General features: G+C 42.2%; 11 protein-coding genes. 6 read left to right on the forward strand and 5 right to left on the reverse strand.

Annotated features, from left to right (window positions below; all coding sequences use genetic code 11):
- Nucleotides 1–19: 19 nt before the first annotated feature.
- A complete protein-coding gene (gene metH, locus QH73_RS08710; RefSeq protein WP_039716728.1) occupies nt 20–3,556 on the reverse strand; it encodes a methionine synthase in 3,537 nt (1,178 codons plus the stop codon).
- Nucleotides 3,557–3,695: 139 nt separating this feature from the next.
- On the opposite strand from metH, the gene QH73_RS08715 reads away from it, so the two are divergent.
- Together QH73_RS08715 and QH73_RS08720 are read left to right on the forward strand one after the other, a co-directional pair.
- Nucleotides 3,696–3,908 carry a hypothetical protein gene (locus QH73_RS08715; protein WP_132866832.1) on the forward strand — a complete coding sequence of 71 codons (213 nt, stop codon included), beginning with the start codon at nt 3,696–3,698 and terminating at the stop codon, nt 3,906–3,908.
- Nucleotides 3,895–4,671: a class I SAM-dependent methyltransferase gene (locus QH73_RS08720; protein ID WP_039716727.1), complete on the forward strand. Its 777-nt coding sequence runs from the start codon at nt 3,895–3,897 to the stop codon at nt 4,669–4,671. Before QH73_RS08715 ends, QH73_RS08720 begins: the two co-directional genes overlap by 14 nt.
- A 73-nt stretch (nt 4,672–4,744) precedes the next feature.
- On the opposite strand, the gene QH73_RS08725 is transcribed toward QH73_RS08720, so the two are convergent.
- Nucleotides 4,745–5,965 carry a hypothetical protein gene (locus tag QH73_RS08725; protein ID WP_132866833.1) on the reverse strand — a complete coding sequence of 407 codons (1,221 nt, stop codon included), beginning with the start codon at nt 5,963–5,965 and terminating at the stop codon, nt 4,745–4,747.
- 386 nt (nt 5,966–6,351) lie between these two features.
- Here QH73_RS08725 and QH73_RS08730 point away from each other — a divergent pair, with 386 nt between their 5' ends.
- The 3 genes from QH73_RS08730 (at nt 6,352) to QH73_RS08740 (ending at nt 10,214) form a co-directional block, all read left to right on the forward strand.
- Nucleotides 6,352–7,704 carry a DUF8173 domain-containing protein gene (locus tag QH73_RS08730; RefSeq protein ID WP_039717698.1) on the forward strand — a complete coding sequence of 451 codons (1,353 nt, stop codon included), beginning with the start codon at nt 6,352–6,354 and terminating at the stop codon, nt 7,702–7,704.
- A gap of 229 nt (nt 7,705–7,933) precedes the next feature.
- A complete protein-coding gene (gene modB / locus QH73_RS08735) occupies nt 7,934–9,739 on the forward strand; it encodes a molybdate ABC transporter permease subunit (RefSeq protein WP_039716725.1) in 1,806 nt (601 codons plus the stop codon).
- Nucleotides 9,740–9,860: 121 nt separating this feature from the next.
- Complete coding sequence (locus QH73_RS08740) at nt 9,861–10,214, forward strand: tRNA-binding protein (protein ID WP_039716724.1); 354 nt, start codon at nt 9,861–9,863, stop codon at nt 10,212–10,214.
- A 33-nt stretch (nt 10,215–10,247) separates the two neighbouring features.
- Here QH73_RS08740 and QH73_RS08745 read toward each other — a convergent pair whose 3' ends face one another.
- Nucleotides 10,248–10,475, reverse strand: coding sequence for a MerR family transcriptional regulator (locus QH73_RS08745; RefSeq protein ID WP_039716723.1), 228 nt, complete (start codon nt 10,473–10,475; stop codon nt 10,248–10,250).
- Between the two features lie 125 nt (nt 10,476–10,600).
- On the opposite strand from QH73_RS08745, the gene thrB reads away from it, so the two are divergent.
- Nucleotides 10,601–11,521 (forward strand): homoserine kinase, encoded by a 921-nt coding sequence (thrB, locus tag QH73_RS08750; protein ID WP_039716722.1) that lies wholly within the window; start codon nt 10,601–10,603, stop codon nt 11,519–11,521.
- A 691-nt stretch (nt 11,522–12,212) separates the two neighbouring features.
- Here thrB and QH73_RS08755 read toward each other — a convergent pair.
- The gene (locus QH73_RS08755; RefSeq protein ID WP_015154278.1) at nt 12,213–12,353 is read right to left on the reverse strand and encodes a photosystem I reaction center subunit IX; all 141 of its coding nucleotides are present in this window, start codon (nt 12,351–12,353) and stop codon (nt 12,213–12,215) included.
- A gap of 72 nt (nt 12,354–12,425) precedes the next feature.
- Nucleotides 12,426–13,049: a Photosystem I reaction center subunit III gene (locus QH73_RS08760; protein WP_309476466.1), complete on the reverse strand. Its 624-nt coding sequence runs from the start codon at nt 13,047–13,049 to the stop codon at nt 12,426–12,428.
- Nucleotides 13,050–13,254 lie beyond the last annotated feature (205 nt).

Raw genomic sequence — 13,254 nt, forward strand, 5'->3', positions numbered from 1 at the left:
GTTGCCCGTTCCCTTGAATTTAAGCACTAAAGTATTTTGCGACTGGGTGATAGGTCACAATGGCAGTGGTAGATTGTTCGGGATAAAGTTGCTCGCTTTCATCCATATACAAATCGATCCGTTTTGTATCTAACAAATCCAGTTGCTTGTATTGATCCTGAATATTCGGACACGCAGGATAACCAAAGCTGTAGCGCGAACCGCGATAGCGTTGCGCCAGCATATCTCGAATGTTATCCGGTTCTTCAGCCTCAAATCCCAATTCGCGCCTGATTCTGGCGTGCGTCCACTCTGCTAAAGCTTCCGCCAATTGCACCGCTAACCCGTGGAAGTAGAGATAATCTGTATACTGGTTGGCTGCAAATAGCTTTTGAGCGTATTCTGTAGCAATGTGTCCTACTGTCACCGCTTGCATGGGAAAGACATCAATAATTCCCGACTCCTTCGGCGCGAAGAAATCGGCAATACACAGACGGCGCAAGGATTTTTGTCTGGGAAACTCGAATGTCGTTACCTGTTGGGAATGGTTTTGTGGATCGTATACACATAATGTATTTCCTTCTGATTGACAGGGGAAGTACCCATAAATCACTTGTGGGTGCAAGAGATTTTCAGCGACAATCTTTTGCTTCCAATCTTCTAGAATTGGATAGACTTTCTCATTCAAGAAAGCCTGATATTCTTCCTTAGATTGTTCCTTTGGCTTGCGAAATTGCCATTGTCCGGCAATTAAAGCCTGTAAATCTAAATGCCAGAAGATTTCATTCCAAGGAATATCTTGCGGTTGCAGCAGTTTTGTCCCCCAGAAAGGCGGTGTCGGACGTTCTATGTCTACTGCTACTGCTTCGGATCTCTTGGTATCAATTTCGGTAGGTACGGGCGCACTGCTGTGCGCCCGTACAGGGGATTCCATAGCAGGTTCTTTGTGTCCGTTCCCGTTTACTTCCGCGTCAGCCGATTCACCCAAAAAGCCTTTAAGATCGTCCCATTGACTTGTAGCCTTCGCTGGCATTAATTTATCCATGAAATGCAAATCTGAAAAAGCATCTTTGCCGTAAACGACTTTACCTTTGTAAGTGTTTTGGCAATCTTCATAGACAAACTTAGGTGTTAGCGCCGCACCACCTAAAATTACCGGAACGGTAATTCCTTTTTCGTTGAATGTCGCCAAGTTCTCTTTCATGAAGGCGGTGGATTTTACCAACAAGCCACTCATGGCAATACAATCAGCCTTGTGCTGTTCGTAAGCATTGATGATATTTTCTACAGGCTGCTTAATTCCCAGGTTAATCACCTTGTAGCCGTTGTTGGACAGGATGATATCTACCAAATTCTTGCCGATGTCGTGGACATCACCCTTCACCGTAGCAATAATAAAGGTTCCTTTGGCGCTGTTACCACCTTCCGACTTTTCCATGTGGGGTTCGAGATAAGCCACGGCTGCTTTCATCGTCTCCGCCGACTGCAACACGAACGGGAGTTGCATTTGTCCCGAACCAAACAGTTCGCCGACAACTTTCATGCCATCAAGTAGATAGACATTGATAATATCCAAAGGTGGATATTGCTTCATGGCTTCGGCTAAGGCTTGTTCTAAACCAATCCGTTCGCCGTCGATGATGTGACGTTTGAGGCGTTCTTCAATCGGAAGATTTTCATCTACACCTTTATCGCGCTTCGTTGTTACCCCTTCAAATAGCGTCGTCAACTCAGTTAAGGGGTCGTAAACGCAGACATCACCTTCAAATTTGCGATCGTCGTAAATCAGCTGACGGCAAATTTCTTGATGTTTTTCCTCAATCTTTGCCAATGGTAAAATTTTACTTGCACTGACGATCGCCCCATCCATGCCTACCTGCATTGCTTCGTGTAGGAACATGGAATTGAGTACGATCCGCGCTGCTGGATTCAAACCAAAGGAAACGTTGGAAACACCCAACATAATATGACAGCCTGGTAATTCCTGACGAATGCGACGCACCGCTTCAATTGTCGCCTTACCATTTTTTCTATCTTCTTCAATCCCCGTCGAAATTGGTAAACAAAGCGTATCAAAAAAGATTTCGCGGGCAGGAATGCCGTATTCTACTGCTTGTCTGTAGGCACGCTGGGCAATTTCAAACTTTTTATCTGCCGTCCGTGCCATCCCGTCTTCATCAATCGTACCAATGACGACACCAGCGCCATACCTTTTCGCCAATTCCAAAACTTTGAGGAATCTTTCTTCCCCATCTTCATAGTTGGTGGAGTTGAGGATGCATTTACCCCCAGCTACCTTTAATCCCGCCTCCATCTTTTGCCATTCTGTAGAGTCTAGCATCAAAGGTAGAGTGACATTATTCACCAAACGGGACACTAATTCGTGCATATCCCGTTCGCCATCTCGTCCTACATAATCCACGTTAACATCGAGGACGTGCGCGCCTTCTTTAACCTGCGCCCTTGCCATCGATACTAATCCATCCCAATCTTCTGCGTTGAGTAAATCGCGGCACTTTTTAGAACCACTGGCGTTTAAGCGTTCCCCGACTATGAGGAAAGAGTTATCTTGCTCGTAGGGTTGAGTGCTATAAATCGATGCTGCTGCGGGTTCTAGTTGCGGATTTCTCACCCCTGGTTTTAATTCTTTAGCAATTTCAGCCAGTTGTTGAATGTGTGCTGGACGTGTCCCACAGCAACCCCCGATTACTTGGACACCCAAATCTTCCACAAAATGCATCAAATGCATCCGCAATTCTGTCGGTGTAAGACGATAATGCGCTTGTCCGCCGACGTTTTCCGGTAAACCCGCGTTAGGAATACAGGAAACGATAAAAGGCGAATGTTCAGACAAATATTTAATGTGTGGTTTCATCAAGTCTGGACCCGTGGCGCAGTTCAGACCGAGAATGTCAATTTTATAGGGTTCTAGAATTGTTAGCGCGGCGTTGATTTCCGTTCCAACTAGCATCGTCCCCATCGATTCCATCGTTACAGAAACCATTAAGGGACGGCGTTCGCCTTTTTTAGCAAACACTTCTTCGATCGCATTCAAGGCTGCTTTAATTTGCAGTACGTCTTGACACGTCTCGACAATGAATAGATCGACACCACCATCATACAAGGCTTCGGCTTGTTCGACGTAAGCCGTTTTCATCGTGTCGAAGTCGATGTGTCCCAAAGTTGGCAGTTTGGTTCCAGGTCCCATCGAACCCGCTACAAAGCGTGGTTTTTCTGGGGTAGAAAATTCTGCGGCTACTCGCTTGGCAAGTTCTGCTGCGGTTTTATTTAAATAATAGGCTTTATCCGCTAAGTCATACTCTGCTAAAACGATGGATGTCCCGCCAAAGGTATCGGTTTCCACCACGTCCGCACCAGCAGCGAAGAAGTCGCGATGCACTTTTGCCACTGCTTCGGGATTAGTATGGACGAGATATTCATTACAGCCTTCGTACTGGGAACCGCCGAAATCCTCAGCCGTCAAGTTTTGCGATTGTAAATTCGTCCCCATCGCGCCGTCAAATACAATTACTGGGCGTTCTGGGCTATGCAGTCGAGATAGAAACAAACTATTCATGTGCCACGCTACTTAGCAGAGTTAGGAATGATATTTGGACTACAGTTTAGATAATTTAAGATTTTCTTACCTGTTATCTATTTTGCCGACTTTCTGAAATTTTCCAAGCGATTGCAGAATTTTTATCTAGGAGCGAGGAGTGAGGAGTGAGGGAATAAGGGGGACAAGGGGGAGAAGAGAGAGTCGCGGAGCTGAGGGAGCTGAGGGAGCTGAGGGAGCTGAGGGAGAAAATACTCGTTACTCTTTACTGGTAACTGTCAACTGTCAACTGTCAACTGTCTTCACGCAGTGTAGCGTAGCGTCTACCGTCAACTGTCAACTACCAATTACCCATTACCATGTCCATTTATAATGTTATCGGCAAGTCTTATTCGCAATTTCGGTTTCCAGATCGCCGGATTGTAGATTTCATCCTGAGTGTCCTCCAGTTGCCTCCTGGTAGTACGATCGCCGATATTGGTGCGGGTACGGGAGGATATAGTCGGGCGATCGCAGAACGAGGATTTTTAGTCTATGCTGTCGAACCTTCTGAGGTGATGCGTTCTCAGGCTATACCTCATGCTCAAATGAAGTGGGTTGATGGATGTGCAGAGGCAATTCCTTTACCCGATAATTCAGTTGATGCAGCGATTTGTATTTTGTCTTTACATCATTTTACAGATTTAGAAGCTGCTTTGTTGGAAATACATCGAGTTGTCAGGACGGGGGCGACCGCTTTTTTTACTTATGATTCTCAAGCTAGAAAAGATTTTTGGTTGGATGATTATTTTCCGTTTCTTTGGGAATATGATGAAGACTCATTTTTCCCCCTGGAATATATTGTATCGTTTATTCAAACTCATCTTAAAAAGACAGTAGATATCTACCGTTTTCCTTTACCACCAGATTTAACAGATTTGTTTCTTGCCGCAGGTTGGCAGCAACCAAAAATGTATTTAAATTCTGAAATTCGGGCGAGTATGTCAGCTTTTGCTTTAACCGATCCTCAGTTGGTGGAGACGGGTGTGAAGCAACTAGAAGCAGATTTAGCAAGTGGTGAATGGCAGATAAAATATGGCAAATATTTAGAATTTACAGAATTTGATGTTGGTTATCGAATTATAGTTGCTAAATGACAATTACAGAAAACAGATAGGAGGGTAGGCATGGTTCACCCTCCAATTAAATTCTACCGATAGAATACAACTGTTATATACTTGAGTATGTCGGAAAATAGTTAAAAGTTACTGCTTTCTCTTTTACTGCATGACAAACATTTTCGGTGAGAGACCTGTTGTTATGAATTTCTTGCAACACCCCTTTACGGGTTTTACTGCCAACCAACAGAAACCATAATTCTGTGAACTGCCATAAGTGCATAGAATTTGAATGGGCAGCAATATTACGTAATTTTCTTATTTGATCTATGGTAGAAGCAGCTGCATAACTTTGAGCTAACCACAGGGATAAGGGGTGTTTCCATTGTTGCAAGAATTGTTGCACTAACAGTCGGTCAGCCTGACTAATTTTATCGCTACGTTCAACGGTGTAGTATAAATTAGTATTAGGTCTATTTTCTTGCTGCAAGCTAAATTTTGTAAAAGTTTGCCACTGCTGAGATAACAAGATTCGTAGATCTCCTAGCGTGTATTCTCCATCAACGATTAGATTAATGCTTCCTAGCAGAATAGAAGCCTTTTCAAAAAAACTAACAGAGGTATTTTTAGTTAACAAGAACTGATAAAGTTGCTTGAAAAAAGGATTAACAATTTCTCTTTCTGCTACTAATCCCAAGGGATGTCCTGCATCGGAATAATCGGCAGAAGTGGTGAACTCTTCTGTCTTTATCATTTTGTAATATCTGTAGGCGTTGCGTAAATCTCTTTGGCTAGCTGGGTGCAAGCAATTCCACGCTACAAGTCCTAGCTTGGACTTAACTTGTTTCTCGGCATTTTCTAAAGAAATAGTTTGTGGAAACTGACTTTGTGCGTCTTCAAGTTTTAAAATTTTCTTCTTTTGTTTCTCAACCAAAAACTCATGCTCTTTGAGTTGATTTTGCAAATGCAACAATTTATCTTCTTGCTCTAGCGATAAAATTTTATTTTGACGAAAAATCTCTAGTTCTTGCTTGAGTATTTCGACCTGTTCATTTTGTTGCTCGATAACGGCTGCTTGTTCCAAAAGCAGCCGATCTTTATCTGCTATTTCTAGAGCATTTATAGCAGCTTTGATTAAATTAAACTCATATGGTTGAGAAACATCTACTTGTTTAGAGACTTCTCTTCTTTTTCCGCGTAAACCGATTTTTTTACCTTTTTCTACTGCTAAAATTTCTCCACGTTCGTTTCTAATTCTGAGTTCTTGAGTTGATGCATTGTCAACCACGCAACACGTATATCTGCATTTATTGTAGTAAAATTCAGCTGCCATCTTAATTTTTTGGAAAGTCAGAACATGAATTTAGGCAAGTTCGCTCGGAGCGGCGATCGCTCTCATATAGCTCTTACTCCATCTAATAGAGAATATATGCTAACTAGCCAACCAATAGTTAATTTTCTTGTATAATTTTCATCAAAAAATATTATGAACTTGTGAAGAAAAAATTAAAATAAAATAGGTAAACGTTGAGGTAAAAAAGCACGGTCATCTTAACTTGTAATTAATGACACCTATGGCAAAAATCTAGCGCGATCGCGCTCCAACTTTCCAGATCGAACGGCTATCCTCACAACTTCCTCAACTTTGTTATCTAACTTAAGAGTGAGACAAATACCTTCATAAGAGTGAAGACAGATGGAGATGGAGCCGCGAGCCTAATGAACAGCAGCAAAGGCTGGCACTTTGCCACAAAACAACTGATTCAATTTCTCTGCGCTTTGGTACTGCTATCGGTGCTATTCTTCGTTACACCAAGTTGGGCAAAGGATGCCGCGAGTGGCAAGCAAGTCACGATCGCTGCTGAACAAATTATTCATGATGACGTGTATTTGGCTGGGGAGACAATCTTGCTGAATGGTACTGTCAAAGGCGATGCGGTTTTGGCAGCGAAACAAATTACCCTGAATGGCAGGGTTGAAGGCGACTTAATTGCAGCAGGACAAGTTATTACAATTAATGGCAGTGTAGGCGATGATGCGCGACTGGCTGGACAGGTGTTAATTCTCCAGCCAAAAGCACGGATAGCAGACGATGCGATCGCGGCTGGTTTCAGTTGGGAAAATCAAACTGGCAGTAATATAGGTGGCGACTTAACTATCTTTGCTAACCAAGCTTTGTTAGCTGGAAGTATAAAACACGATGCGATCGCGGCAACAAATGCCTTGGAACTGAGGGGAAGCGTCGGCAGAAATATGCAAGCCACAGCAGTAGGCGATCCCCAGTTGGTTGAAATTCCCTTTGTGCCTAAACCCCCCGTAACAGTAGCGCCAGTTAAACCAGGTTTCACCCTGACAGACACAGCACAAGTTGGTGGCAAAGTCAATTATAAATCTGCGACTACGGCTCAAATTAGCCCAAGAGCAAAGATTGGGGGTGGAGTTGTAGGAGAAGCATTAGAACAACATCAAATTGCACCTACATCAAATCCAGTTAGGGAAGCAATTTGGCAGATTCAGCGCCTATTGGCTTTACTCTTCGTTGGTTGGTTGTTGCTGCGATTTGTCCCCACTTGGACGCACAATTTAGCTACAAGAGTCAAAGCTAAACCGTTATCGAATTTAGGTTGGGGGATACTAGCATTTGTGGCAGTTGGAGTAGGTACGATCGCGATCGCCACTGTAACTGTTATACTTTCTATTCTTTTAGCGATCGCTCTACCTAGTCTCGTTCCACCAGTCTTGGGATTGGGAATAGTCGCGAATCTTGCTCTCGCAGTCAGCTTTATCGCTTTTGCCAGTTTTGTGCCGCAGATTGTCTTTAGCTTATTAGCCGGAAGCTGGCTATTGCAAAAATTACAACCTAGTACTCCCATACAACCCCCAGTACGACAATTTGTAGCGCTGGGGATTGGTTTATTAGGATTTGTTCTGCTGACAACTGTTCCCGTACTAGGGGCGATCGTCACCCTCATTGCAATCTTTGTCAGCCTCGGCGCACTCGCACAACACGTTACCAGTCGTAAGCCACAAGAGGCAATTGTTAACCACAAATTCCCAATCGCCAACCATTAAATCCTTGTTCTGGCGATCGCGCGATCTATTGCTTTCTATCCTAAGCTTGAGTTACATGTAGCAAATAGGACTGCTACATATATTTTAGTTAGCTTACAATCCTCAAATCACAACCGAGTTGCGATCGCTGCAAAGAAATAGGTGTCACTCCAAAATAGATATTAAGACCCTATTTGACTTCGTGCAAAGATGCAAAGAGAATCGCCAAACTTACGCCAGAGAAAGATAAATGTTCAATGACATTTCCCCTCTATGGATTTCTCTAAAAACCTCCTTAATTGCCACAACTATTACTTTCTTTCTCGGAATTATCGCCGCCTATTGGATGCTAGGGTATCGAGGTAAGTGGCGATCGATAATTGAGGGAATATTTATCTTGCCTCTCATTTTACCACCAACAGTAGTAGGTTTTTTATTACTAGTACTATTTGGAAAATACGGCATACTAGGACAATTTTTAGCCGCTTTTAATCTCAATATTGTCTTCACCTGGTATGCAGCCGTCATCACCGCTACAGTAGTAGCCTTTCCATTAATGTACAAGACTACCTTGGGAGCATTTGAACAAATCGACGCAAATTTAATTCGTGTAGCAAGAACATTAGGTGCTTCTGAATGGACTGTTTTCTGGCGTGTCAGCTTTCCTTTAGCAATTCCTGGAATTATTAGTGGTGCGACGCTAGCTTTTGCCCGCGCGTTAGGAGAATTTGGTGCAACATTAATGTTAGCAGGTAATATCCCAGGACAAACGCAAACTATTCCGATGGCTATTTACTTCTCAGTTGAAGGCGGATCGATGCAAGAAGCTTGGGGATGGGTGCTAGTCATCATCATGATTTCTCTGTCTGGGATTGTAGCAGTCAATTTTTGGCAAGAAACGAGAAGACATTCGGGAGTCGGTAGGGGTGGGTTTCCAAACCCTCCCGTACAGGAGTCGGGAACTGGGGAGCAAATACCAATTACCGAATCAAAATTATTTGTAAATATTCAAAAACAATTAGCAGAATTCGATCTGAATGTAACTTTTAGTAATGACGATCGCCCATTAGGACTTTTGGGAGCTTCTGGCGCAGGTAAAAGTATGATTTTGCGCTGTCTGGCAGGGATTGAAACGCCTAATGCTGGTAAAATTGAGTTAAATGGGCGGGTGCTGTTTGATTCTCAACGCCAAATTAATCTTCCCACACGCGATCGCAAAATTGGTTTTCTTTTTCAGAACTATGCTTTATTTCCTCACCTAACAGTAGGACAAAATATTGCCTTCGGTTTACCAAAAGCTACGCCAAAAAAACAAATTATCCAAGTCGTAGAAACTCAACTTGTATCAATGCAACTACATGGTTGTGCTAATCGTTATCCCCATCAACTTTCCGGCGGACAACAACAGCGAGTCGCTTTAGCACGGGCTTTAGCCAGTCAACCAGAAGCATTGTTATTGGACGAACCGTTTTCAGCTTTAGATACTCATTTACGCAGTCAATTAGAACAGCAATTAATTTCTATTCTGTCTAATTATCAAGGTGTAACTCTGTTTGTCAGCCATAATTTAGAAGAAGCTTATCGAGTTTGTCAAAATTTATTGGTCATGGAAAAAGGAATTGCGATCGCTAGCGGTTCCAAATACGATATATTTGAACGTCCTCAAACTTACAGCGTAGCTCAATTAACTGGATGTAAAAACTTTTCTCGTGCCGAGATTGCTGTTGATGGAATGGTAAAAGCAACAGATTGGGGAGTAGAGTTACAGGTTACAGAATCTATTTCCGAACAATTAAAATATGTAGGAATTCGCGCCCATCAAATTATTTTCACGACTGACTCAAACCGCGAAAATACTTTTCCTTGTTTTTTAGCTCAAACTAGCGAAACTCCCCATCGTATGACTGTATATCTCAAGTTGTACCAACAGCCAACAAACCCCAGCGATTATCACCTGCAAGCAGAAGTTTTTAAGGAAAAGTGGGAGATTCTGAAAGGGCGATCGTTTCCCTGGTATATTAGGCTAGATCCAATGCGGCTAATTTTAATGACGTAAATGCGATCGCATGTGGCAGGATGCGTTAACAACGCACCCTACGAAAATCTTAAATGCGATCGCATGTGGCAGGATGCGTTAACAACGCACCCTACGAACATCTATTCTGTGAATTGAGTTTATGTTTGATGATTCAGCGATCGCAGAAATTTCTTTTGATGATTTTCTCAAAGTCGATATGCGAGTTGGGACAATTATTGCTGTTGAAGATAACTTGAAAGCGCGAAACCCTGCTTATATATTGACAATAGACTTTGGCGAGTTGGGACAAAAAATGAGTTCGGCACAAATTACTGATAACTATTCTAAAGCCGAACTCATCGGCAAGCAAATTATTGCTGTCGTTAACTTCCCAGCGAAAAGAGTAGCAGGCGTTAAGTCAGAAGTATTGGTATTAGGAGCAGTACCTAATGACAAAGGAGTGGTTTTATTAGAGCTAAACTTACCTGTAGAAAACGGAACTCGAATTAGCTAACAGCAATTTTTGCTACTGAAAATTACTTTTTAGTCAGGAAAACCCTAAATCTTTCAGAGCCAAAATCCGATTTAATCTAGGTAATTGGCTAGCACAGTAGTAGCGATAGCTGATAAACTGGTCTACTTGGATTGGTTTTAAAAGCCCCATTTCGTCATAGAGACGTAGCGCTTTGATGAATACACGAATAAGTTTAGTAAAGTCACCAATTTTGAACAGCAAATCTGCGTTTATAGCGTTTCCTATACAGGTGAAATACATTCGTAGGGGCGCATAGATGTGCGCCCCTACAGATCTATGTACCCGATCCAATTGAGAATAGCTATAACTGTTAACTATTTCTAGTACACACCCTCCTTTAAGGGCATCAAGAGTAAATTATTTCAATGTCCGAATCTCATATTACCGTCACCGTTCCTGCTACCACGGCAAATCTAGGACCAGGATTTGATTGTATTGGTGCAGCATTAACTGTATACAATCGGTTCGAGTTTTCCCGCTCGGAAGTAGGCAAACTGAGCATCACAGTTACAGGTACAGAAGCCGCCAAAGTTAAGACAGATGAGAATAATTTACTGTACCAGGCTTTTTTGAGACTGTATCAACACATTAAGCAATCGCCGCCAGCAGTAGCAATTGAAATTGAATTAGGCGTACCTTTGGCGCGGGGTTTGGGGAGTTCGGCTACTGCAATCGTTGGTGGTTTGGTAGGTGCAAATCAATTAGCAGGTACGCCTTTAAGTCAAGCTGAGGTGATGAATTTAGCGATCGCAATGGAAGGACATCCTGATAATGTCGTACCAGCCTTGCTAGGTGGCTGTCGGCTAGCGGCTAGCGACATCACGTCAAATTGGCAAATTTGCGATATCCCGTGGCAAGAAAATGTCGTACCAGTCGTTGCAATTCCTAATTTTGAGCTATCGACATCTGAAGCGCGGCGGGTTTTACCGACTCAGGTGAGTCGCGCCGATGCAATTTTTAATACAGCACATTTAGGACTACTACTGCGGGGTTTAGCAACAGGTAATGGAGAATGGATCGGTGCAGCTTTGCAAGATCGACTGCATCAACCATACCGTCAAGGATTGATTGCAGGTTATGAAGCCTTACAAAATGCCGCTTTAGCTGCTGGAGCCTACGGGATGGTTATTAGCGGCGCGGGACCAACTTTACTAGCATTGACGGAAACCGCACAGGCGACGGCTGTAGCAACTGCAATGCAGTCAGCTTGGCAACAACAAGGAATCGATGCTGAAGTGCGATCGCTGGCGCTCGACACTCAAGGGGCAACTACCAACCCTGTTTGATTCGTGAAATTCAGATGTAGGGTGGACAATGCCCACCCCAATACTTCTCGGTGAGGATACATAGCCCTTGAAGATCCCCCAACCCCCTTAAAAAGGGGGCAAGAGTTCCCCCCTTAAAAAGGGGGGTTAGGGGGGATCGAATCAAAACCTACGAAGTATTGTTGCCCACCCTACCAGAAAAGCGCCTACAATTGATTGAGTTAGTAATAGTAGTATCCATAATAATTAGCTTTTATCAACTCAATCTTTTGCTTTATCAAGATATTATAATTTAAGCGATCGCTCTCGAAGATCGCACTATATATTTCACTTATATTAGTTAGCAAAACTAATTTAAAATATTGCTAATTCAAGCTAAATATTCAATAGAAGAACATCTGTATTTTTCAACTCAATTAGTGTTTAAAATTGTAACAAAACCTGATATCTTTCTATTCTTTATTGATACTCTAAAATGAAAGGGAAAAATTTGTTGCCTGGGTTTTAATTTATCATTCCTCAGTGATAAATTAAATCCTGCCTCTACTAACCTAGAGGCATTTTTATTGTAGTTGCAGACAATTTTATTCCTAACAAAAACTCAACCTCTAATAGTATAGAGGTCAAATCTTCAAATACTATTATTTTGCTTTTATAGTAGGGCAGCAAATTTCCACCCTACTAATGACAAATGACCAATGACAAATAACGATTAAGGAGTAGGCTTAAAATAGGTGCCATACTGCAAACCTGGAAACCAAATTTGCAACATAATTAGCACTACCGAAAGAGCAACCATTGTAAAAGTTGCCATCACGGGGGCAAGAGTGAGATATTTAAACACATGTTGCATGGCTATTTTCCTAATTGAGACTTTGAAGAGTGCAGAACAAAATTTTGAATTATTTCAACTCAATTAATTCGGCTACCGTGGTGAGATTGGAATTTCCTCATCTCTAGCAGTTAAGTCACCACTCAAGAATTCTTGCAGCGCTAAAAGAGGCCAAAGAACAGCTTTCGTTATGGACTGTAATGCCAGCGGTAAATCGATAAAAATTTCTTTCATTTCAGGGTCGCTGGCTGATTTAGTAGCACGGAGATAAGAGCGACCGCTCCAGCCGATAAAACCAGCCACGTACAAAAATAGACCAATGGGAGCTAAAACATCAGTAGCTCTATCTAAGCGATCGAGTGGCAAATGAGGTAAACCATCTGAACCGCAAAGTTCGTATTTTGCGTAAGCCTTAAATGGCTTATTGAAGTAATAAGTATCAGGAGCATTTTTCATCCGCGCCTGAAAAGCTGGCGATTTGCTACAAGGTACGAGAGTGCTGTTAGCCGCTGAAGCCGTAGGAATTGTACTGCCCCAAATTACAAAGGCGATCGCTAGTGCAAATAATAACCGCCTCATGTTAATTCCAGTGTCTGTGTTTTCACTTTTTATGAACTGCATAGCATCATTAATGGTTATTTCTAGAGGCGCGATCGCTCTTTTGTAGAGGCGATCGTCATTGTCTTTGGCAAGTATCCTAACAGACTCAAAATTCAATCTAATCTGATTTGATAAAAATTAAATTGTCCTGACTACAAGATAAAAAACGTTTTGTATTTTATAACTTTACATATTATTTTTCAAGGTTCAAATCCTGACTGCAAAAGAATTTTAGAAATGCGAATCATCTCATAAACTTTTTTTGTAGCTTCATTTATGAAGAAAAAATCTCAACTCATCTAGTTATTTTCGTTTTCTTTAC

The sequence above is a fragment of the Scytonema millei VB511283 genome (assembly GCF_000817735.3).
Classification (GTDB): Bacteria; Cyanobacteriota; Cyanobacteriia; order Cyanobacteriales; family Chroococcidiopsidaceae; genus Chroococcidiopsis; species Chroococcidiopsis millei_B.